Source organism: Janthinobacterium sp. CG_23.3, from assembly GCF_046115965.1.
Classification (GTDB): Bacteria; Pseudomonadota; Gammaproteobacteria; order Burkholderiales; family Burkholderiaceae_D; genus Janthinobacterium.
Genome location: NZ_JBJXIB010000103.1, coordinates 1 through 21,151 on the forward strand (window position 1 = coordinate 1; position 21,151 = coordinate 21,151).

26 protein-coding genes are annotated in these 21,151 nt (G+C 67.4%); 9 read left to right on the forward strand and 17 right to left on the reverse strand.

All coding sequences use genetic code 11. From position 1 onward, the window contains the following. The 13 genes from ACFDR9_RS20585 to gpmA form a co-directional block, all read right to left on the reverse strand. Positions 1–852 (reverse strand): secretin N-terminal domain-containing protein (locus ACFDR9_RS20585; RefSeq protein ID WP_409032199.1); only part of this gene is annotated, 852 nt, incomplete at its 3' end. Further along, entirely contained in the window at positions 852–1,625 is a 774-nt protein-coding gene (locus ACFDR9_RS20590) for a type II secretion system protein N (protein ID WP_409032200.1), read from the reverse strand. The genes ACFDR9_RS20590 and ACFDR9_RS20585, both read right to left, overlap by 1 nt. 31 nt (positions 1,626–1,656) lie before the next feature. Beyond that, positions 1,657–2,181, reverse strand: a complete 525-nt coding sequence (gene gspM / locus ACFDR9_RS20595; RefSeq protein WP_409032201.1) for a type II secretion system protein GspM — start codon at positions 2,179–2,181, stop codon at positions 1,657–1,659. Beyond that, entirely contained in the window at positions 2,178–3,419 is a 1,242-nt protein-coding gene (gspL, locus tag ACFDR9_RS20600) for a type II secretion system protein GspL (RefSeq protein WP_409032202.1), read from the reverse strand. The genes gspM and gspL overlap by 4 nt, the downstream gene beginning before the upstream one ends. A gap of 19 nt (positions 3,420–3,438) precedes the next feature. Further along, positions 3,439–4,395 (reverse strand): type II secretion system minor pseudopilin GspK, encoded by a 957-nt coding sequence (gspK, locus tag ACFDR9_RS20605; protein ID WP_409032203.1) that lies wholly within the window; start codon positions 4,393–4,395, stop codon positions 3,439–3,441. Next, positions 4,392–5,006 carry a type II secretion system protein J gene (locus ACFDR9_RS20610; RefSeq protein WP_409032204.1) on the reverse strand — a complete coding sequence of 205 codons (615 nt, stop codon included), beginning with the start codon at positions 5,004–5,006 and terminating at the stop codon, positions 4,392–4,394. The genes gspK and ACFDR9_RS20610 overlap by 4 nt, the downstream gene beginning before the upstream one ends. Continuing rightward, positions 5,003–5,386, reverse strand: coding sequence for a type II secretion system minor pseudopilin GspI (gspI, locus tag ACFDR9_RS20615; RefSeq protein ID WP_017877956.1), 384 nt, complete (start codon positions 5,384–5,386; stop codon positions 5,003–5,005). The genes ACFDR9_RS20610 and gspI overlap by 4 nt, the downstream gene beginning before the upstream one ends. After that, positions 5,383–5,871 carry a type II secretion system minor pseudopilin GspH gene (gene gspH / locus ACFDR9_RS20620; protein WP_017877957.1) on the reverse strand — a complete coding sequence of 163 codons (489 nt, stop codon included), beginning with the start codon at positions 5,869–5,871 and terminating at the stop codon, positions 5,383–5,385. Before gspH ends, gspI begins: the two co-directional genes overlap by 4 nt. 8 nt (positions 5,872–5,879) lie before the next feature. Then, positions 5,880–6,332, reverse strand: coding sequence for a type II secretion system major pseudopilin GspG (gene gspG, locus ACFDR9_RS20625; protein WP_409032205.1), 453 nt, complete (start codon positions 6,330–6,332; stop codon positions 5,880–5,882). A 109-nt stretch (positions 6,333–6,441) separates the two neighbouring features. Next, complete coding sequence (locus tag ACFDR9_RS20630) at positions 6,442–7,200, reverse strand: molybdopterin-synthase adenylyltransferase MoeB (RefSeq protein ID WP_017877959.1); 759 nt, start codon at positions 7,198–7,200, stop codon at positions 6,442–6,444. Positions 7,201–7,276: 76 nt separating this feature from the next. After that, a complete protein-coding gene (locus ACFDR9_RS20635) occupies positions 7,277–8,731 on the reverse strand; it encodes a S41 family peptidase (protein ID WP_409032206.1) in 1,455 nt (484 codons plus the stop codon). Between the two features lie 152 nt (positions 8,732–8,883). After that, positions 8,884–10,395, reverse strand: coding sequence for a murein hydrolase activator EnvC (locus ACFDR9_RS20640; protein WP_017877962.1), 1,512 nt, complete (start codon positions 10,393–10,395; stop codon positions 8,884–8,886). A gap of 35 nt (positions 10,396–10,430) precedes the next feature. Beyond that, entirely contained in the window at positions 10,431–11,177 is a 747-nt protein-coding gene (gpmA, locus tag ACFDR9_RS20645) for a 2,3-diphosphoglycerate-dependent phosphoglycerate mutase (protein ID WP_409032207.1), read from the reverse strand. 108 nt (positions 11,178–11,285) lie between these two features. Here gpmA and ACFDR9_RS20650 point away from each other — a divergent pair, with 108 nt between their 5' ends. The 5 genes from ACFDR9_RS20650 to ACFDR9_RS20670 all read left to right on the forward strand — a co-directional run bounded on the left by ACFDR9_RS20650 (position 11,286) and on the right by ACFDR9_RS20670 (position 14,300). Next, positions 11,286–11,687 carry a rhodanese-like domain-containing protein gene (locus tag ACFDR9_RS20650; protein WP_017877964.1) on the forward strand — a complete coding sequence of 134 codons (402 nt, stop codon included), beginning with the start codon at positions 11,286–11,288 and terminating at the stop codon, positions 11,685–11,687. 25 nt (positions 11,688–11,712) lie between these two features. Continuing rightward, the gene (grxC, locus tag ACFDR9_RS20655; RefSeq protein ID WP_026133156.1) at positions 11,713–11,976 is read left to right on the forward strand and encodes a glutaredoxin 3; all 264 of its coding nucleotides are present in this window, start codon (positions 11,713–11,715) and stop codon (positions 11,974–11,976) included. A gap of 164 nt (positions 11,977–12,140) precedes the next feature. Next, positions 12,141–12,617, forward strand: a complete 477-nt coding sequence (gene secB / locus ACFDR9_RS20660) for a protein-export chaperone SecB (protein WP_017877966.1) — start codon at positions 12,141–12,143, stop codon at positions 12,615–12,617. 76 nt (positions 12,618–12,693) lie between these two features. Continuing rightward, a complete protein-coding gene (locus ACFDR9_RS20665) occupies positions 12,694–13,137 on the forward strand; it encodes an SH3 domain-containing protein (RefSeq protein WP_409032208.1) in 444 nt (147 codons plus the stop codon). 122 nt (positions 13,138–13,259) lie between these two features. Beyond that, positions 13,260–14,300 (forward strand): NAD(P)H-dependent glycerol-3-phosphate dehydrogenase, encoded by a 1,041-nt coding sequence (locus tag ACFDR9_RS20670; protein WP_409032209.1) that lies wholly within the window; start codon positions 13,260–13,262, stop codon positions 14,298–14,300. A gap of 84 nt (positions 14,301–14,384) precedes the next feature. Here ACFDR9_RS20670 and ACFDR9_RS20675 read toward each other — a convergent pair whose 3' ends face one another. From ACFDR9_RS20675 to mscL, 4 genes are all read right to left on the reverse strand, one after another. Then, positions 14,385–14,729 carry a cupin domain-containing protein gene (locus ACFDR9_RS20675; RefSeq protein ID WP_017877969.1) on the reverse strand — a complete coding sequence of 115 codons (345 nt, stop codon included), beginning with the start codon at positions 14,727–14,729 and terminating at the stop codon, positions 14,385–14,387. A gap of 56 nt (positions 14,730–14,785) precedes the next feature. Next, a complete protein-coding gene (locus ACFDR9_RS20680) occupies positions 14,786–15,478 on the reverse strand; it encodes a DUF2461 domain-containing protein (protein ID WP_409032210.1) in 693 nt (230 codons plus the stop codon). Positions 15,479–15,492: 14 nt separating this feature from the next. Then, complete coding sequence (locus tag ACFDR9_RS20685) at positions 15,493–16,623, reverse strand: Do family serine endopeptidase (protein ID WP_409032211.1); 1,131 nt, start codon at positions 16,621–16,623, stop codon at positions 15,493–15,495. A 66-nt stretch (positions 16,624–16,689) separates the two neighbouring features. Then, positions 16,690–17,106, reverse strand: coding sequence for a large conductance mechanosensitive channel protein MscL (gene mscL, locus ACFDR9_RS20690; RefSeq protein WP_026133159.1), 417 nt, complete (start codon positions 17,104–17,106; stop codon positions 16,690–16,692). A gap of 359 nt (positions 17,107–17,465) precedes the next feature. Between mscL and petA the strand changes: the two genes are divergently transcribed. From petA to ACFDR9_RS20710, 4 genes are all read left to right on the forward strand, one after another. Then, complete coding sequence (petA, locus tag ACFDR9_RS20695; protein ID WP_026133160.1) at positions 17,466–18,074, forward strand: ubiquinol-cytochrome c reductase iron-sulfur subunit; 609 nt, start codon at positions 17,466–17,468, stop codon at positions 18,072–18,074. Positions 18,075–18,076: 2 nt separating this feature from the next. Next, entirely contained in the window at positions 18,077–19,489 is a 1,413-nt protein-coding gene (locus tag ACFDR9_RS20700; RefSeq protein ID WP_017877974.1) for a cytochrome bc complex cytochrome b subunit, read from the forward strand. Positions 19,490–19,522: 33 nt separating this feature from the next. Continuing rightward, complete coding sequence (locus ACFDR9_RS20705) at positions 19,523–20,287, forward strand: cytochrome c1 (protein ID WP_017877975.1); 765 nt, start codon at positions 19,523–19,525, stop codon at positions 20,285–20,287. 109 nt (positions 20,288–20,396) lie between these two features. Beyond that, positions 20,397–21,008 carry a glutathione S-transferase N-terminal domain-containing protein gene (locus tag ACFDR9_RS20710; RefSeq protein ID WP_017877976.1) on the forward strand — a complete coding sequence of 204 codons (612 nt, stop codon included), beginning with the start codon at positions 20,397–20,399 and terminating at the stop codon, positions 21,006–21,008. Positions 21,009–21,151 lie beyond the last annotated feature (143 nt).

Sequence of the window (21,151 nt, forward strand, 5' to 3'; positions counted from 1 at the left end):
CAAACTATTGGGGCTCTCTTCCTTTTGTTGTTGGTGTGGGGGGGTTGTAACTCCTTCCTCTTTGCCCGGTTGTCCTCCCCCCGGGACTCCCCCCCGCAGCACCAGCGCGTTGGTGCGCGGGTCGGCCAGCACCGAGACGCGGCCCGATTCGCCGGCGCCGGCGCCCGGCTCGAGCAGCTTGTTGACCATCGTGGCCAGGTCCGAGGCGATGGCGTAGCGCACCGGGATGACGTCCATGTCGGCGGCCACCGGCGCGTCGAGCGCGGCGATGATCTTGCCCAGGCGCTTGAGGTTGTCGGCGTAGTCGGTGATCACCAGCGTGTTGTTGCCCGGGTTGGCGTTGATGGTGTTGTTGGGCGAGATCAGCGGGCGCAGCACCGTCACCAGGTTGGCCGACGATTCGTAGTTCAGGTAAAACACCTGGGTGGCGATCTGGTCGCCCTTGACGCTGGCGCCGCCGCTGCCGACCTGGGTCGGCACCGACTGCAACTTGGCCTCGGCCTCCGGTACCACCTTGGCGTAGCCGTCGCCGCTGACGACGGCGAAGCCCTGCAGCCGCAGCGCCGAGGCCAGCAGCGCGAACGCCTGCGCCTTGCTGATCGATTTCTCCGACACCAGCGTAATGCTGCCCTTGACCCGCGGGTCGATGACGAAATTGATGTTGGTGTAGTGGCCGACCGCCTTGATGACGGCCTCGATGTCGGCGCCGACGAAGTTCAGCGCGGCCTCGTCGCCGGCGCGCGCCGGCTGCGCCGGGACGGCCGCGGCGACGCAGCACAACAGCGCGCCGGCGCCCAGGCGGCGCAGCGACAGCGCGGAAATAGATGGATTGCTCATGGTGGTTTTTTTCATTATCTGAACTCTAAGGCGATGATGTTTTTGTCGCTGTTGGTACGGCGCTGGCCCAGCAAGTTCAACAAACTTGCCAAGGTCTCTTCATATCCTGTTGCTGCCTGCGCCTGCCCGGAAAACTGCAGGCGGCCGTTGACCAGCGCGCCGCCGCCCTCCAGCAGCAGCGGCCCCTTCAGCGAGCGCAGGCCCAGTTGCGCCTGCTGGCCGCGCCAGTCGAAGGCCAATTCATAACTCCCCAGCGGGCGCACGGCCGACAAGGCCGAGGCCATGTCGGTCAACTCCAGCGTGGTGCGGCCGTCGACGTCGACGGCGTTGCCGGCCAGGGCCAGTTGCAGCGTGCTCCACGACAGGCGCAGCGTACCGCTGGGCGCGATCGTGTTCAACGGCGCGCCCAAGCCGGCCAGGCGCTCGGCCGGCAGCAGCAGCGCGGCCGGGCTGACCTGCCACGCGCGCCACGAGCCGCGCAGGTTGACCGGCTGCGACAGCGCCGCCGGGTTCTCCAGTTGCAACTCGACCTTGCCGAGCAGCGCCAGCGGCGACAGGCGCCACGCGAAGCGGCCCGGCAGCAGCGGCGTCACCGCGCCGCTGCGGCTGGCGGCGCCGCCGACGAAGGCCGAACCGCGCCACAGCGTACCCTGGGCGTCGCCCAAGGTCAAACGCCCGCCGCTCTGGCGTTCGACCGCCGCGGCCAGCCAGCCGGCCGGGAAGAACAGCAGCACGGTGGCGCCGACGCCGAGCGCGGCGGCCAGCAACCATAGCACGGCGCGCTTCACGGGCGCGGCCTTTTTTCGTCGCGCGGCGGCGTCATTTGACCGGGCCCGCGACTTGGCGCAAGGTCAGCGTGGCGTCGACCAGGCCGGCCGTCGGCAACGCCACCACATTGGCCTCCTGCACCGTGACGCGGCTGTCGCGGCGCAGCGCGTCGAGCCAGCCGGACAGCGCGGCGAACGAGGCGCCGTTCAACTGCAGTTTGGCGTAGTCGCCGGTCAGCGAGACCGACTGCGCCACCAGGCCGCGCGCCGCCAGCGCCGCCGTCAGGGCGGCCCGGCTCATCGGCTCCGGCGGCGCCGGCGCCTGCCGCGCCAGTTCGGCGGCCTGGCGCGCCAAGCCCTCGATTTCGGCGGCGTCGACGCGCAGCTGCGGCATCTCCTTCAACAGTTGCGCGCGGCCGCCGACGGCCGGGCCGATCAGCAGCGCGTAGGCCAGCGCCAGCGCGGCGGCGGCGCCGCCGACGGCGAGGAATTTGCGCTCCTGCTCGGTGCGCTCTTGCCAAAACGCGCCGGCGCCCTGGCGGTAGCGTTGGAATATCGTGCTCAGCGTGTTCATCATTGCGCTCCTTGGGCAACGCGGATTTGCCAGGTGCCGGGGGCCGGCTCGGACAGTTGCAGGTTGCGCTTCTTGAGCGCCTCCCTGACCTGCGCCAGCGCGCCGGCCGGCACCACGTCGGGTTTCAGTTTGACGCTCAGGGTGCGCTCGCGGTAGTCGAGCGAGGCGACGGCGCCGGCGCCGGCCAGCGGCCCGAGCGCCTCGCCCAGCGCGGCGCCGAGGGCGCCGAACTCGTCGGCGCCGAGCTGGCCGCCGGCCATCTTGGCGTTGGCGACGTTGCGGCGCATCTGCTCGGCCGGATACAGCGCCGCCTCGTTCGGATAGGCCGCCTTGAAGGTTTGCAGCATGCCGGCGCGCAGCGCGCCGGCGTCGCGCTTGAGGCGCAGCCAGTCGAGGTTGACGCCGACGATGTTGACCAGCGCCACCAGCACGGCCAGCCGCAGCGGCCAGCGCCACAGCTGCCAGTCGCGCGCGCGCGCGCCGGCCACGCCCAGCGCCGGCGCCAGGTCCAGCCCGGCCGTCCTGGCGCCGGCGATCCAGTGCGACCACTGGTCCGGCTCGACGCCGACGCCGACGCCGTCGCCGGCAATGGCGGCGGCCGCCTCTTGGTAGGCGGCGGCCCGCTCGGCGGCCACGTACAGCGTCAGCGGCGCCTCGGCGGTGAAGCCGCGCAGCATGTGCAACAGCGCCGCCGGGGCTGTTGGCGGCAGGGTCAAGCCCATGCCCTCGTGCGGCGCCAGGCGCAGCGTCAGCTCGGCGGCGTCGGCGCCGGCGTCCAGGTGCAGCGCGGCGGCCGCGCCGCCCGGCGGCAAGGGCAGGCACAGTTGCGCCGGCAGCGCCGCGACGGCGCGCGCGCCCTGCGCCAGCAGCGCCTTGACCAGCACCTCCAGCCAGGCGCGCTGCACCACCGCGACCGTGCGCATGCCGTCGGCGCCCTCGGCCGAGGCGGCCAGCACGCAATCGGCCGGGTCGCCCAGGATGTGTTCCTCGACCAGGTTCGGCAGCGCCGCGCGCAGGCGCGGCGCCGACAGCGGCGGCACCTTCAGGCGCAGCAGGGTGACGTCGGCGGCCGCCAGCAGCAGCACCACGCGGCGCGCCGAGGCGATCAACGGGGCCATGCCGCCGAGGGCGCCGGCGCCCTGCCGCTGCACGTCGCCGTTGGGGGCGACCAGCGCGAACTGGCACTGCGCCACGCTGTCAACGCTGGCCTTGGCCGGATGCCGGATATACAGTGTAGTCAAAAGGTCTCGCTTTCAGGTTCTAGTTTTCCCGGATCCACACCAGGGTGGTAGTGCGCTTGGTGCCGTCGCGCTCGATCAACGCCTGCGTCGCCAGCGCCGCGCGGTCCAGCCGCACCTGGCTGTCGACCAGGAAGTAGCTGCTTTTAACGTCGACGCCGCCCTGGTTCGGCAGCAGCAGGGTCTTGCCTTGTATCAGTGCCGTGAAATCGCCGATGCCGTTGAAGGGCTTGCGTTCGCGGTTGCTGGCCAGCGCGCGCGCCTCGCCCAGCGAGAAATCGACCACCGCGGCGAGCACCTCGGGCGCCGCGGTGTTGATGTTGATCGGGCTCGGTTTGGGCAGCACGATGATGAACTCGCGCAGGCGCTCGAGCGCCTGCGGCGTGACGCCGGGCACGCTGAGCAGGTCCTCGACCTGGGCGAAGTCGATCGGCTCGCTGCCGCTCTGCGCCGGCACCTCGTCGGGCAGCGCCGGCGCGCCGCCCTTTTGGGTCTGCGCCAGCGCCGTCGCGGCGGCCTGGGCCAGGGCGGGGTCGAGCCGCTGGTTGGCCAGCAGGCGGCCGAACACCAGCACCTGCGCCTTGTCGACGACGCGGCCCCTGGCCAGGTTGCTCAGGTTGAAGCGGCCCTGCGCGTCGCTGGCGCGGCCCGACAGCGTCGCCGCGTAGTCCTCGCCGTCGACGCGCTCGCGCTCGACGAACTGGTCGAGGTTGGTCTCGGCCACCGGTTTGCTCCAGATGCCGTCGAGCCGGGTCAGGTTGGGATTGTCCTGGCGCAGCCAGAAGCGCGCCAGGTCGACCGCGCCCAGCGTGATCCACTTGGTCTGCTGGTGCAGGCGCTGGTTTTCCATCGAGCGCACCTGCACCTGCTGCTGCCAGAACACGCTGGCGACGATGGTCACGGCCAGCGTCGTCAGCAGCAGCGCCGTGATGACGGCGACGCCGCGCTGGCGCCTCGACGGCGGCGCCCGGCGCGTCACACCGCCCCCAGCAGGAAAGTCTTGACCAGGCCGATTTCCTGGTCCTTCTGGCGCAGCGTCACCTCCAGCCCGGTGCTGCTGGCGGCGGCGGCGCCGCCCGGCGCGCTCCAGGCGTTGTTGTCCCACAGCCGCAGCGCCATGCCGCCCAGGCCGGCCAGCAACTGCACCGCGGCGCCGGTGTCGGTGTCGCCGAGCGCCGCCTGCCACATGCCGTCGAGCTGGGCCAGGTTGCGCGTGCCGGCCGACTCGCGCCGCGTCAGCACGCCGTCGCGCACGCGGTAGGACACCACCTGCAACTGGGTCGCCTGGTTTTCGTTGAAGACCGCGCGCACCAGCGTCAGGCGCTCGCCCTCGACGCTCAGGCTGGCGCGCCCGTGCAGCAGGCTCGCCTGCGCGCCGGCGCCGGCCAGGTGCTCGCAATCGCTTTGCATCTGGGCGAACGCCAGTTGCATGCCGCGGGTCTGCTCCATCTGCCCGGTCAGCGCGACGCGGGCGCGGACGATGCCGTCCAGGCCGCGCCAACCCATCACGGCGACGATGGCCAGGATGGCGATCGCCACCAGCAGTTCGACCAGCGTGAAGCCGCGCCGGCGCGCGCGCCGGGCCGTCATGGACTCAGCACCAGTTGCACCAGCTTGATGATGCGCCGCTCGGGGTTCTCGGCGTTGTAGACGCTGACCTCGACGCGGCGAAAACGCGGGTTCGGCGTGGCCACGACCTCCTCCTGGCAAATCAGGTTCAAGTCGCCCTGCGGGCAGGCGCTGGCGGTTTTGCCGATCGGCGGGAAGGCTTTGCTGAGGCGGAACTCGACGAGGCGGTTCTCGGCCGACCAGGTCGCCATCATGGCGCTGCGCAAGCCGTTGCTGTTTTGCGTCAGGCTGCCGGCCGCGCGCAGCGAGGCGCCCAGCGAGGTGACCACGATCAGCAGCGCCACCAGCACTTCGAGCAGGGTGAAGCCGCGGTGGCGACGGGGCGCGGGCCGCTGCTTCATTCGACGGTGAAATGGCCGATGCCATCGGCGCGGATGGCGGCGCTGCCCTCGCCGCTGGCCATGGTCAGCAGGAAGGGCTTGTCGACCGGCTCGCGGCCGAAGACGATGCGCAGCGGCGCGCCGGCGCCGCCGGCGCCCAGCGCCGGCTCGACGCTGAACACCACCGGGCTGTTCTGGAAGGCGCGCTCGCGCAGCAAGTCGTCCTGGGTGACCGGTTCCCATTGCCGCTCGTTGCGCACCAGGAAGCGGTAACGCTCGGCGTCGGCCTCGAACGCCACCTGGCGGTTGCGCACGATGGCCTCGTCGCGCGCCAGTTGCAGCAACAGCGCGATACGCTCGGCTTCCTTGTGCAGCGCCTGCTGGCGGCTGGGCATGGCGTTGAACGACACCATGCCCAGCGTCAGTCCGACGATGACCAGCACCACCAGCAATTCGATCAGCGTGAAGCCGCGCGCCCGCGCGCCGGCACGGTCAAGGTTGAACATGGCCGGGTTTAAATGTCCCACGAACCAATGTCGGCGTCGTCGCCGCTGCCGCCGGGCTGGCCGTCGGCCCCCAGCGAAAGCACGTCGATTTCGCCCTTGATGCCGGGCGACAGGTATTGGTAGGGATTGCCCCACGGGTCCTTCGGCATCTTGTCGAGGTAGCCGCCGCTCTTCCAGCCGTTGGCGGCCGGGCCGCTGGTCGGCTTGCTGACCAGGGCGCCCAGGCTCTGCTCGGTGGTCGGGTAGCGCTGGTTGTCGAGCTTGTACAACTTCAGCGCCTGGATCAGCGAGATGATGTCGACGCGGGCGGCGGCCACGCGCGACTCGCCGGTGCGGCTAATCAGCTTGGGGACCACCAGCGCGGCCAGGATGCCCATGATCACCACCACGACCATGATCTCGATGAGCGTGAAGCCGCGGGCCAGGCGGCGCCGGATCGAACGATTTGCAACGTTTTGCATAAGAAAATAGAAGGATGAGGATGAACGAGTGCAGAGTATAAGGCGGAATCGGCGCAACACCATAGAAGGTTATCAAAAACGTATAGCCGAGGGCGCCGCGGGCCATGTTTCAGGCGGCCGCGGCGGGGCCGCAGACCGGGCAGCCGGGGTTGCGGGCGACGCCGATGCTGTTCCATTCCATGTTGAGGCCGTCGAGCATCAACAAGCGCCCGGCCAGCGAGCCGCCCACGCCCATCAGCAGCTTGAGCGCCTCGGCCGCCTGCATCGCGCCGACCACGCCCACCAGGGGCGCGAACACGCCCATGCTGGCGCAGGCCGCGTCCTGGAAATGCTGGTCCTGCGGAAACAGGCAGGAATAGCAGGGCGAGGCGGGCGCGCGCGGGTCGAACACGCTGACCTGGCCGTCGAAGCGGATCACCGCGCCCGACACCAGCGCCACCTTGGCGGCCACGCAGGCGCGGTTGACGGCGTGGCGGGTGGCGAAGTTGTCGCTGCAGTCGAGCACCACGTCGGCGTCGGCCGCCAGCGCCAGCAGGCGCGCCGCGCCGGCGCGCTCGGCCAGCGCGACGATCTCGATGTCGGGGTTGATCGCGGCCAGCGTCAGCGCCGCCGAGGCGGCCTTGGGCTGGCCGACGCGCGCCGTGGTGTGGGCGATCTGCCGCTGCAGGTTGGTCAGGTCGACGGTGTCGTCGTCGACCAGGGTCAGGCGGCCGACGCCGGCCGAGGCCAGGTACATCGCCGCCGGCGAGCCGAGGCCGCCGGCGCCGATCACCAGCGCGCGCGCGGCCAGCAGCTTTTCCTGCCCCTCGATACCGATTTCGTCGAGCAGGATGTGGCGCGAGTAGCGCAGCAGTTGTGAGTCGTTCATAGTGTGCAGTCAAGAAAACGCGGAGGGGCCGGCGCCGGGGCACGGCGCGCGCGGTCGGTTGCGGCGCGCCGGCCCGTTACTTTTTGGCCGGCGCCTTTTTGTCGGCCGGCTTGTCGGCGCCCTGCTCCGGCGTCGCCTCGACTTTCGACAGCTTCACCGCCAGGCCCTTGAAGTGGTTCAACGCCTGCGCCAGCTGGAAGTCGTCCTTGCCGCCGTATTCGAGCGGCTTGCGCTTCTTCGCCAGTTCCAGCAGGCGCAGCTCCTCCTCCTGCTCGTCGCGCCTGGCGGCGGGCGCGGCGGCGCCCCTGTCCTCGTCGTTGCCAAGGTGCTTTTGCAGGTCGGCCTCGCGCACGCGCAGGCTGTTCCAGCCGTCGCCGTCGGCGGTTTCGTCGACCATCAGGTCGGGCACGATGCCGCGCGCCTGGATCGAGCGCCCGTGCGGGGTGTAGTAGCGCGCCGTGGTCAACTTGACGGCGGTGTCGGGCGTGAGCTGGCGCAGCGTCTGCACCGAGCCCTTGCCGAAGGTCTGGGTGCCGAGGATGGTGGCGCGCTTGTAGTCCTGCAGCGCGCCGGCGACGATTTCCGAGGCCGAGGCCGAGCCGGTGTTGACCAGCACCACCATCGGCACGCTTTTCAGCGCCTCCGGCAGCTTGGCCAGCGGGTCGCCGCCGCTGCGCCCGGCGTAGAACTCGCGCCGGCCGTAGAAGGTCTGTTTCGAGTCGGCCAGCTGGCCGTTGGTCGAGACGATCACCGCGTCCTTCGGCAGGAAGGCGGCCGAGACCCCGACCGCGCCCGGCACCACGCCGCCCGGATCGTTGCGCAGGTCCAGCACCAGGCCCTTCAGGTGCGGGTCCTGGGCGTACAGCAGCTGGATTTTCTTGACCATGTCGTCGACGGTCGGTTCCTGGAACTGGGCGATGCGCAGCCAGGCGTAGCCCGGCTCGACCATCTTCGCCTTGACGCTCTGCACGCGGATTTCCTCGCGCACGATGTTGAACGCCAGCGGCTTGAGCTCGCCCTTGCGCGACACCGTCAGGGCGATCCTGGTGTGCGGCTCGCCGCGCATCTTCTTGATCGCCTCGTCCAGCGACAGGCCCTTCATCGGCGCGTTGTCGATGCGGGTGATCAGGTCGCCGGCCAGCACGCCGGCCTTGGCGGCGGGCGAATCCTCGATCGGCGCGACCACCTTGACGTAGCCGTCCTCCATGCTCACTTCGATGCCCAGGCCGACGAACTTGCCCTGCATGCTGTCGCGCATTTCCTTGAAGGCCTTCTTGTCGAGGTAGGTCGAATGCGGGTCGAGCGAGGCGACCATGCCGGAAATGGCCTCGGTCAGCAGCTTCTTGCCCTCGACCGCCTCGACGTAGTCGGACTGGATCAGGCCGAACACGTCGGCCAACTGGCGCAGCTCTTCGAGCGGCAGCGGCGCCGCCGTGCTCTTTTGCGCGACCGCCGAAAACTGCATCGAGGCGCCGATACCGGCCAGCATGCCCAGACCGATCAGGCCGATACTCTTTACTTTGATGCCCATTTGTCGCCGCGCTCCACCGATCCCGCCAAAAAAAACCGGCAGGCCGGCTTGCCGGGCGGCGGCCCGCCGCGCCGCGGCGGAGCCGGCAGGTCGGGTTGCGCCGCGCCGGCGAAGCCGACCTGCGGAGAATGTCCGTCGATCCGCCGGCGGGCCTAGAACTTCACCCAGCCGACCGGATCGAACGCGCGGCCTTGATGCCGCAATTCAAAGTATAAACCCGATTCCTCGTTGCCGCCGCTGTTTCCGGCGCTGGCAATCGCGTCGCCGCCCTTGACGGCGTCGCCGGCGCGTTTGAGCAGCGCCTGGTTGTTGCCGTAGATGCTCATGTACTGGCCGCCGTGGTCGACGATGATCAGGTTGCCGAAGCCGCGCAGCCATTCGGCGAACACGACCCGGCCGGCGGCGACCGACTTGATGTCGGCGCCCTCGCCGGCGCGGATAAACACGCCCTTCCAGCTGGGGCCGTCGCCGCGCTTGCTGCCGAACTTGGCCGCCAGCCGGCCCGCCACCGGCGCCTGCAACTGCCCGCGCAGGCCGGCGAAGGCGCCCTCCGGCGCCGCCGCGGCCAGGCTGGCGCGCGCCGGCACCGGCTCGGCCGCCACCGCGGCCACCACCGGCTTCGCTTCCGGCGTCGGCTCCGGCTTGGCTTCCTCCGGCCGGCGCTGCGCCACCTTCGGCTCGTCGGGCGCGACCGGCTCCGGCCTGGCCGGCGTCGGCGGCTTGGCCTTGCCGCCCTTGGCCTGCTCCCGCGCCAGGCGTTCGGCCTGGGCTTGCGCCGTGGCGCGCGCCGCGGTCGCCGCCAGCGCCCGCGCCTTGGCGTCGGCGGCCGCCACGGCGTCGGCCTTGGCCTTGGCCTCGGCGCGCGCCTGCGCCAGTTGTTGCTGGCGTTGCTTCTCGGCGGCGGCGGCCTCGGCCTGTTCCTTGATCAATTTCGCCAACTTGTCGACCAGGCCGGCCATGCGCTGCTCGTCGCGCTCGACGTTGCCGGCCTCCTTGCGCTGCTCGACCAGGCGCTTCGACAGGCTCGCCAGCAGCGCCGCGCGGCGCCCCTTCTCCTGTTCCAGCAGGGTTTTTTGCTCGCGCTCCTCCTGGGCGATCTCCTCCAGCTCGTCCTTGGCGTTCTGCGCCTCGGCCTGGTTGGCCTCGACCGCCAGCAAATTGGCGCGCAGCGCGCCCAGCAGGCGCGCCTGCGCCTGCGACACGTAGGACATCATTTGCAGGTCGCGGTTGATGCGGTTCGGGTTGTCGCCCGACAGCAGCAACTTGATGCGGTCCTCGTTGCCCGCGACATATTGCTCGCGAAGCAATTTTGATAACTGTTTCTTTTGCAATTCGACGGTGGCCACCAGTTGCCCGCGCGCCGCGCCGAGCTGGCGCAGCTTGACGCCGGTCTGGTTCTGCTCGACGGCCAGTTCGCGCAGCGCCCGGTTGGCGTTGGAAATGGCGCCCTCCGACTCGGCCAGCGTGTCGGCGGCGTCGTCCTTGGCGGTTTCGGTGCGGCCGATGTCGCGCTTGAGGGCCGTCAGCTTTTGCTGCAGGCCGGCGCGCTCCTGCTCGGCGACCGCCTTCTGGCGGCTGCGTTCGGTCGGTTTGGCGCCGTGGGCGGCGCCGCCGGCGAGCAGCAGGGCCAGGCACAGCCCGGCCCCGGCCCGCCAGGCCGGCATGAAAACGGGTGCGACCCGGAGCGGATACGGCAAAGTTACTTGGCCTTCCCTTGGTTCGCCACGGCGCGCATGGCCGCGGCGATCGCCTCCTGGTCGCCCAGGTAGTAGCTGCGGATCGGTTTCAGGTCGGCGTCGAGCTCGTACACCAGCGGCTGGCCGTTGGGAATGTTCAGGCCGACGATGTCGGCGTCGCTGATGCCGTCGAGCATCTTGATCAGCGCGCGCAGGCTGTTGCCGTGGGCTGAAATGAGGATGCGCTTGCCGGCGCGGATGGCCGGGGCGATTTCCTCGTCCCAGGCCGGCATGACGCGCGCCACGGTGTCTTTCAGGCATTCGGTCAGCGGAACGGCCGACTTCGGCAAGCCGGCGTAGCGCGGGTCGTTGAAGCAGGCGCGTTCGTCGTCCTCGGCCAGCGCCGGCGGCGGCGTGTCGTAGCTGCGGCGCCACACCAGCACTTGCTCGTCGCCGTACTTGGCGGCGGTCTCGGCCTTGTCGAGGCCCTGCAGCGCGCCGTAGTGGCGCTCGTTCAGGCGCCAGTCGTGCTTGATTGGCAACCACATCAGGTCCATCGCGTCCAGCGACAGCCACAGCGTGCGGATGGCGCGCTTCAACACCGAGGTGTAGGCCAAGTCGAAGGTGAAGCCGGCGTCCTTCAGGATACGGCCGGCGGCGCCCGCCTCGTTGACGCCCTTTTCCGTCAGATCGACGTCGGTCCAGCCGGTGAAGCGGTTATCGAGGTTCCAGGTGGACTCGCCGTGACGCATGAAAACGATTTTATACATGTCAGTCTGCAATCTTTTAGTGGGGTTTGAGGCAAAAAGCAAGCTAGGGCTTAACAGTTCCAGCTTCTATTTTATAATGCGCGGATTGACTTAAACCATTGGACACCCGTGAATTTCATTATTGAACACATTTTTCTCGTCGGTATCGTCGTCATTTCCGGCGGCGCCCTGCTGTGGCCGGCCCTGAGCATGCGCGGCAAGCGCGCCTCGCCGCTGGAGGTGACGCAGATGATCAACCGCGGCAAAAGCCTGGTGCTGGACGTGCGCGACACGGCCGCCTTCGCCAACGGCCACCTGCGCGACGCCAAAAATATTCCGCTGACCGAGCTGGTGGGCCGGGTTGGCGAACTCGACAAGTCGAAGAGCAAGACCGTCGTGCTGGTGTGCCAGAAGGGCGTGCGCTCGCCGCTGGCCGCCAAGGTGCTGGCCAAGGCCGGCTTTGCGGACGTCGTCAGCCTCGACGGCGGCGTCACGGCATGGCAGGCGGCCGGTTTGCCGCTCGCCAAATAAGTACACACCACAAGGAAAACCAGCCATGACAGCCCATGTCCTCCTCTACAGCACCGCCGTGTGCCCGTACTGCGTGCGCGCCGAGCGCCTGCTCGAAGCCAAAGGCGTGACCGAGATTGAAAAGATCCGCGTCGACCTCGACCCCGAGCAGCGCGCGCTGATGATGCAGAAAACCGGCCGCCGCACCGTGCCGCAAATCTACATCGGCGACACCCACGTCGGCGGTTTCGACGATTTGTACGCGCTCGACCAGGCCGGCGGACTCGACGCGCTGCTCAAGGGCGCGTAAATTGTCCGGCGCGGGGTATTGGTTTTGATACAATTGCCCTCACTTCCGACTTGTGCCCGCGCGGTGCTGCCACTTTGCGCGGGGCTAGAGCCGATCGTGTGCCTGACTCAGTTACCCATCTGAACGGCAGCTGCCGTTCTTTTCCCCTATAACGAAAGCGTTCCATGTCCGACGAAAACCTGCAACCCGTATTCCAAATCCAACGCGTCTACCTGAAAGACATGTCGCTGGAACAGCCGAACTCGCCGTCGATCTTCCTGGAACAAGAAGCGCCGGCCATCGAAGTGGCGCTCGACGTCAGCGCCGAGCCGCTGGCCGACGGCATTTTCGAATCGACCGTGACGATCACCGTCACCGCCAAAATCAAGGACAAGGTCGCGTTCCTGGTTGAAGGCAAGCAAGCCGGTATCTTTGAAGCGCGCAACATCCCCGCGGACCAGCTCGACCCGCTGCTGGGAATCGGCTGCCCGAACATCATCTACCCTTACCTGCGCGCCAACATCGCCGACGTCATCACCCGCGCCGGCTTCCCGCCCGTGCACCTGGCTGAAATCAATTTCGAAGTGTTCTACCAGCAGCGCCTGCAAGCGGTGGCCGACGCCGCCGCCGCCGCGCCAGCGGCCGGCGCGGCAACCCACTAAGTCGTCCGCCCCGCGCCGGCGCCGCAGTGGCGCCGGCGCCGCGTTTTCCAGATTCACCGCTATTGAAAGTCCGGTTATGAGCATTCCCCGTTGGATCGCAGGCGCGACGCTGATGCTGGCGGCAGCCGCCGGCCACGCGTTCGATTTCAAAACGGTGGGCGCGGCCCCGGCGATCCTGTACGACGCCCCCTCCACCAAAAGCGGCAAATTGTTTATCGCGCCGCGCGGCATGCCGCTCGAAGTGGTGCTCAGCTACGGCGAATGGGTCAAGGTGCGCGACGTCAGCGGCGACATGGCCTGGACCGAAGCGAAAGTGCTGAGCAGCCGCCGCAACGTGGTGGTGCGCACGGCCGCGCTGAAGGTGCGCAGCGCCGCAGACGAGGCGTCGGCCCCGGTGTTCATCGCCGACAAGGGCATTTTGCTGGAAGTGACCGAGGCCGGCAGCTCCGGCTGGGTCAAGGTGCGCCACAAGGACGGCTTGAACGGTTACGTGAAGAGCGGCGACGTCTGGGGCATCTAGCCCGCCCAATCAAGGCCGCCGTCCAACCCTCAGCCCCTGGGGCCCGACCCCGGCTCTTTGCCTTGGGTTGATTGTCGGCGCTGCCGGCGCGCCCGTTTAACGCCATCACCGTCCGAGGCCCTATGCAAGACTCCGCTATTTCCCCCTCCCCGGCCGCGCCCGAACGGCGCAACGTCAGCGTGCTGGGCGCCGGCGCCTGGGGCACCGCCGTGGCGATCGCCTGCGCCGGGCGGCACGACGTGCTGCTGTGGGGCCGCAACGCCGCCACCATGCAGGCGATGGCGGCGCAGCGCGAAAACGCTTATTTGCCCGGCTTCACGCTGCCGCCCGGGCTGCGCGTCGGTGCCGACTTCGAGCAAGCGCTGGCCCACGCCAGCGGCCCCGGCGCGCTGCTGATCGCGGCCTGCCCGGTGGCCGGCCTGCGGCCGCTGCTGGAACAGTTGCGCGCGCGCACGGTTCACAAGCTGGTCTGGCTGTGCAAGGGTTTCGAGAACGGCAGCGGCTTGCTGCCGCACCAGATCGTCGCCCAGGTGCTGGGCGATCGGGTCGCCGGCGGCGCGCTGCTGGGGCCGTCGTTCGCGCAGGAAGTGGCGCGCGGCCTGCCGTGCGCGCTGACCATCGCCTCGGACTCGGCGCAGCTGCGCGACGACGTCGTCGCCGCTTTGCACGGCGGCAATATCCGGGTGTACGCCAGCGAAGACCTGGTGGGCGTCGAGGTTGGCGGCGCGGTCAAGAACATCCTGGCCATCGCCACCGGTATCGCCGACGGCCTGGGCCTGGGCTTGAACGCGCGCGCCGCGCTGATCACCCGCGGCCTGGCGGAAATCACCCGGCTCGGCGCCGCCCTGGGCGGCCAGGCCGAAACCTTCATGGGCTTGACCGGCATGGGCGACTTGATCCTGACCTGCACCGGCGACCTGTCGCGCAACCGCCGGGTCGGGCTCGGCCTGGCGCAGGGCAAGCCGCTGGCCGCCATCGTGGCCGAACTGGGCCACGTGGCCGAGGGCGTCCCCTGCGCCAGGGCGGTGCGCGAACTGGCCCGCACCCTGGGCGTGGAGATGCCGATCACCAACGCGGTGGCCGGCGTGCTGTTCGACGGCGACTTGCCGCATGAAATGGTAAAACGCCTGCTGGCGCGCGATCCGCGCGACGAGGCCGCTTGAGGCTGAAACAATCAACACCAAGGGCGTCCGACCCCGGCGGTTTGCCTTGGGTGTGAATCGGGCAAGCGGCGCGCCGGCGCCGACCTAGGCGTGGCCGGGGCCCTTGTCCAGCAGGATGGTCAGCAGCAGCAGGCTGTCCGCTTCGGCGCGCAGCGCGTGTGCCTGGCCGCCGTTCAGGTAGACCATCTGGCCGGCGCGCAGCGCCTGGCTGCGGCCGTGGGCGTCCAGCGCGACCTCGCCGCGCAGGCACAGCAGGCTGATTTCCCCCGGCACATGGTGTTCCGGCATGACCTTGCCTTTGGGCAGGGTCATGCGGATCAATTCCATCTCGGCGGTTTTGGCCAGCGCGATCGCGGAAAACTGGGACAGGTCGTCGTCGCCGTGCTGCACCGCGATCAATTCGCCGGACCCCGCATGTGGCAATGCCATGGTGTCGCTCCTTTTAAGTTGGTTGGTCCTGCCGCTACGCCCCTGCTACGCCTTTGCTACTCTTCCGGCTCTTGCTGTTCCTTGGCGCCGCGCAACCAGGTCACCAGCGGCAGCGCGTCCTTCAAGCCGGCGGCCAGCGTCGGCAGCAGCAGCTCCGGCGCGTTCAAGTCCAGCGCCACCTCGGTCCAGACGAAAAAGCTCTTCAGCTTGATCAGTTCGATGTGCTCGGCGTCGGCCGGGAAGCCCTTCGGCGGGCGCATCAGCTTGCCCTCGTCCTGGAAGGTGCCGAAGGTCTGGCGCAAGCGCCTATTCTTCAGTACTTTGCCCAAACCCGGCGCGTCGTTGAGCATATGCTCGCGGATGGCGCGCAGGCGCCCGGCCGGCGGCATATATTCGCCGGCGCCGAACAGCAGCTTGCCGCTACCCTCGATTTGCAGGTAAAAGGTCGGTCCGGCCGCCATGCTGGGGCGGCGCATGTCGTTGGGCGCGATGGCGGCCGAAAAACGCGTCTTGTACGGCCGCTTGTCGTGGGCGAAGCGGACGTCGCGGTTGATGCGGAACAGCGCCTTTTTCGGGTTGCAGAACTTGACCGCCGGGTCGAACTTGCCCAGCTCGGCGATCAGGCCGGTGACGACGGCCAGGAATTCCTCGCGCAGGATGTCGTAGCGCGGCTTGTTCATGATGAACCAGGGCCGGTTGTTGTTCTCGCTCAGTTCGTTCAAAAATTGGGTCAAATCGCGCAAATGCATGAATCGCGTTCCTGTCAGGGCGGGTTGGTGGGCGGGCGCTTGCCGACGACGACGTCGAGGGTCGCCTCGCGGCTCTTGCGCAGCAGCGTCATTTTAGCTTTTCCGCCGGGGGCCAGTTGGGCGATCAGGTTCAGCATGTCGGTGGTGTCGCCGACCGCCCTGCCCTCGACCGCCAGCAGGATGTCGCCCGGCTTGATGCCGGCGCGGTCGGCCGGCCCGTTCTTGACGACGCCGGCGATGATGGCGCCGCTTTGCCGGCTCAGGCCGAAGCTGTGCGCCAGCTCCGGCGTGATGTCCTGCGATTCGACGCCGATCCAGCCGCGCACCACGTGGCCGGATTTGATGATCTCGTCCATCACCGTCTTGACGGTCGAGACCGGGATGGCGAAGCCGATGCCGACCGAGCCGCCGCTTTGCGAGTAGATCGCCGCGTTGATGCCGAGCAGCTTGCCGCGCCCGTCGATCAGCGCGCCGCCGGAATTGCCGAAGTTGATCGCGGCGTCGGTCTGGATAAAGTTTTCGAAGTGGTTGATGTGCAGGTTGTTGCGTCCGAGCGCAGAGATGATGCCCATCGTCACGGTCTGGCCGACGCCGAAGGGGTTGCCGATGGCCAGCACGACGTCGCCGACCCTGGCCTGCTCGACGTGGCCGAGGACAATCACCGGCAGCTTGTCGAGCGCGACCTTGATCACCGCCAGGTCGGTTTCCGGGTCCAAGCCGACCACCCTGGCCGGCGCCTTGCGCCCGTCCGCCAGCACCACCTCGATCTGCTCGGCGGCCTCGACGACGTGGTTGTTGGTCAGGATGTAGCCGTCGGCGCTGACGATGACGCCCGAGCCGAGGCTGGACGCGTCGTCGTCGTCGTCGTCGTCGTCGTCGGGGCGGCGCTCGCCGAAGAACTTCTTGAAGAACGGGTCCTTCAACATCGGGTTGGCGGCGCGCTTGGGCGCCTGGGTGGTCAGGATGTTGACCACCGCCGGCATCGCCAGCGCGGCGGCGTCGCGGTAGGACGCCAGCGGCGGCGCGGCCGGGGCCGGCGCCGCGGTCGCCGTTGCCGGCGGCGCCGGCCGCAGCGCGGAATAGACGAAATACAGTGCCAGAACCACGGTCACCGTTTGCGCAAACAAAAGCCAGAGTCGTCGCATATGCGCTTTGAAAGGGGTGCGCGCCCTCGGGGCGCGGCAACAGGGTGGCGGCGCGGGCGCCGCGGTTTATTTCTTGAGGGCGTCGCGGATTTCGCGCAACAACACGATGTCTTCCGGCGTCACCACGGCAGCCGGCGCCGGCGCCTCGACCTTGCGCGCCTTGTTAACCAGCCGCACCATCTGGAAGATGATGAAGGCGAGGATCAGGAAGTTGATCAGGATCGTGATAAAGTTGCCGTAGGCGAAAACCGCGCCGGCCTTCTTGGCTTCGACCAAGGTGAGCTGGGTGCCCTGGTTGTTCAACGGCAAATAGTAGTTGGCAAAGTCGAGTCCGCCAAAGACCTTGCTGATGGGCGGCATGATCACGTCTTGCACCAAGGAATCGACGATCTTGCCGAAGGCGCCGCCGATGATGACCCCGACCGCCAGGTCGACGACGTTGCCCTTCATCGCGAATTCCTTGAATTCCTGCATCATTGCCATGTATTTTCTCCGTTGATTGTGCGTTCGGCATCACGATCATACTATCGATTCGGGCGCACGCCAAACCGGGCGGCGGGCGCGTTGCGGCCGGCCGGCGTTTGCGGCGGCGCCGTTTCGGCCGTCAAGTTGACCGAAACGCGCCACAAAACGCCCCAATTGCGGGCTGGGCAACGTTTTTGCTTTAATTCGCCCGGCGCTTCCCTTATAATTTAAGGTTGCTAGAAGCCATGTTGACGCTTCAGGGTACCTTTAAAAGCTCGGCACCGGTCAGGTTCAGACGAACCCGGGTTGGGATGCGGGCTGGTTTTCGGGGTGCTCCTCATAAAAAAGATTTCGCATTTTGACTGATTGGGGTTTGTATGAGTAACGAAAAGCAGGTCGATTCCGGCCGACGCGGCTTGCTCGTCGCTACGTGCGCGGCGGGTAGTGTGGTCGGTTTGGCCACCGCAGGGGCCTTGGTAAGTACTTTCCAGCCGTCGGAACGGGCGAAAGCCGCCGGCGCGCCGGTGGAAGTGGACATCGGCAGCCTGAAAGAGGGCGAGATGGTCACCGTCGAATGGCGCGGCAAGCCCGTGTGGATCCTCAAGCGCACGCCCGACATGGTCGCCTCGCTCAAGAAAACCGACGGCAAGGTCGCCGACGCCGACTCCAAGCGCAACCCGGAAGAGTTTACGCCCGAGTACGCCCGCAACGAATGGCGCTCGATCAAGCCGGAAATCCTCGTCGCCGTCGGCATCTGCACCCACCTGGGCTGCTCGCCGTCGACCAAATTCACGCCCGGCCCGCAGCCTTCGCTGCCGGACGACTGGGAGGGCGGCTTCCTGTGCCCGTGCCACGGTTCGACCTTCGACATGGCCGGCCGGGTTTTCAAGAACAAGCCCGCGCCGGACAATCTGCAAGTGCCGCGCCACATGTATTTGAGCGATACCAAATTGGTTATCGGCAAAGACCAGAAAGGTGAGGCGTAATCATGGCCGCTTTTAAAGAAACCACATTCCCGGCCGACGCGCCGGCCGCCGCCAAGGCTTTGGGCTGGGTCGACGACCGCTTCCCGCTGACCAAGCTGTGGAACGACCAGTGGGGCAAGTACTACGCGCCGAAGAACTTCAACTTCTGGTATATCTTCGGCTCGCTGGCGATGCTGGTGCTGGTGCTGCAGATCGTCACCGGCATCTTCCTGACGATGCACTACAAGCCCGACGCCAACCTGGCCTTCGGCTCGGTCGAGTACATCATGCGCGAAGTGCCGTGGGGCTGGCTGGTGCGCTATATGCACTCGACCGGCGCCTCGGCCTTCTTCATCATCGTCTACCTGCACATGACGCGCGGCCTGCTGTACGGTTCCTACCGCAAACCGCGCGAACTGATCTGGCTGTTCGGCTTCGCCATCTTCCTGTGCCTGATGGCGGAAGCCTTCTTCGGCTACCTGCTGCCCTGGGGCCAGATGTCGTACTGGGGCGCGCAAGTGATCGTCAACCTGTTCGGCGCCATTCCGCTGATCGGTCCCGACCTGTCGCTGTGGATCCGCGGCGACTACGTGGTCTCCGACGCCACCCTGAACCGCTTCTTCGCCTTCCACGTGATCGCCATTCCGCTGGTCCTGCTGGGCTTGGTCGCCGCGCATTTGATCGCGCTGCACGAAGTCGGTTCGAGCAACCCGGACGGCATCGAAGTGAAAGACAACCTGGGCGCCGACGGCCACCCGCTCGATTCGATCCCTTCGCACCCTTACTACACGGTGCACGACCTGTTCGGCGTGTCGATCTTCCTGACCATCTTCAGCGCCGTGGTGTTCTTCGCGCCGGAAATGGGCGGCTACTTCCTGGAGTACAACAACTTCCTGCCGGGCGATTCGCTGAAAACCCCGCTGCACATCGCCCCGACCTGGTACTTCACGCCGTTCTACTCGGTGCTGCGCGCCACCACGGCCGACTTCATGTACGTGCTGATGGCCGCCGTCGCCGCCTACGTCGTGTTCATCTGGCTCAAGTCGCGCCTGTCGCTGGCGCTCAAGGCGGTTATCGCCGTGGTCGCGCTGCTGGCCATCGTCGGCATGCTGCCGTCGGTGCTGGACGCGAAGTTCTGGGGCGTGGTGCTGTTCGGTTCGTCGGTGATGATCCTGGCGGCGCTGCCTTGGCTGGACCACTCGAAGGTCAAGTCGATCCGTTACCGTCCGGACTGGCACAAATACGTGTACATGGTCTTCGGCCTGTCGTTCCTGATCCTCGGCTACCTGGGCACCCAGGCGCCGACCGACACCAAGACCATCGTCTCGCAAGTGTGCACGCTGATCTACTTTAGCTTCTTCCTGCTGATGCCGTGGTGGAGTGCCATGGGCAGGTTCAAGACCGTGCCGTCGCGCGTGACCTTCCATCCGCACTAATCGACGACAGACGCCAAGATCAAAGGACATGACATGAATTTTCCGAAAAAACTGCTCGCCATCCTGGCACTGCTGCCGGCGCTGGCCATGGCCAACGAGGGCGGCCACCCGCTCGACAAGGCGCCGGACCGCTCGACCAACATGGCGGCCCTGCAGCACGGCGCCAAGTTGTTCGTCAATTACTGCCTGAACTGCCACAACGCCTCGTCGATGCGCTACAACCGCTTGAAGGACCTCGGCCTGACCGAAGACCAGATCAAGAGCAACCTGCTGTTCACCGGCGAAAAAGTCGGCGAAATGATGACCACCAGCATGAAGGCGAAGGACGCCAAGGAATGGTTCGGCGCCGTGCCGCCCGACCTGTCGGTGATCTCGCGCGCCAAGGCCTCGTCGGCCGGCACCGGCGGCGACTACCTGTACACCTACCTGCGCACCTTCTACAAGGACGACACCCGCCCGACCGGCTGGAACAACCTGGTGCTGCCGAACGTGGCGATGCCGCATGCGCTGTGGGAACTGCAGGGCGCGCGCAACGTCAAAATGGTCGAGGAAAAAGATCCGCACGACGCCGGCAAGACGGTGCACAAGTTCGTCGGCTTCGAGCAAGTCACGCCGGGCAAGCTGAACCAGCTTGACTACGACACCGCCGTGGCCGACCTGGTCGCCTACATGGAGTGGATGGCCGAGCCGGCCGCCGCCAAGCGCAAACAGCTGGGCGTGTGGGTGCTGTTGTTCATGGCCTGCTTCGTGCTGCTGGCGTGGCGCCTGAACGCGTCGTACTGGAAAGAAGTCAAATAAGAGGGTGCTGATTGCACCGCATTCGTTCTGCGCTACCCGCACTGGCGGGTAAGCGATATGGGGTGATCCGTTCGCGGCTTCACCCCCTTTGTTTCTAAGGAACTATAAAATGATGGTTCTCTATTCGGGCACAACCTGCCCCTTTTCGCAACGCTGCCGCCTGGTCCTGTTTGAAAAAGGCATGGACTTCGAAGTGCGCGACGTCGACCTGTTCAACAAGCCGGAAGACATTTCGACGATGAACCCGTACGGCCAGGTGCCGATCCTGGTCGAGCGCGAACTGATCCTGTACGAGTCGAACATTATCAACGAGTACATCGACGAGCGCTTCCCGCATCCGCAACTGATGCCGGCCGACCCGTTGATGCGCGCGCGCGCGCGCCTGATGCTGTTCAACTTTGAAAAAGAGTTGTTCGTCCATGTGCACGTGCTTGAAAGCGAACGCGCCAAGGGCAACGACAAGAGCCACGACAAGGCGCGCGCGGAAATCCGCGACCGCCTGACGACGCTGGCGCCGCTGTTCCTGAAGAACAAGTACATGCTGGGCGACGAATTCTCGATGCTCGACGTGGCCGTCGCGCCGCTGCTGTGGCGCCTGGACCACTACGGCATCGAACTGTCGAAGACCGCCGCGCCGCTGATGAAGTACGCCGAGCGCATCTTCTCGCGCCCGGCCTATATCGAAGCGCTGACGCCGTCGGAAAAGGTGATGCGCCGCTAACACCGGCCGCCGCACCGTCGTTTACTTGATGTATTGATGTATCGGGGGGGGGGGGGGGGGGGGGGGGGGAGGAGGGGGGGGGGGGGGGGGGGGGGGGGGGGGGGGGGGAAGGGGGGGGGGGGGAGGGGAAAACCAAAAACAGC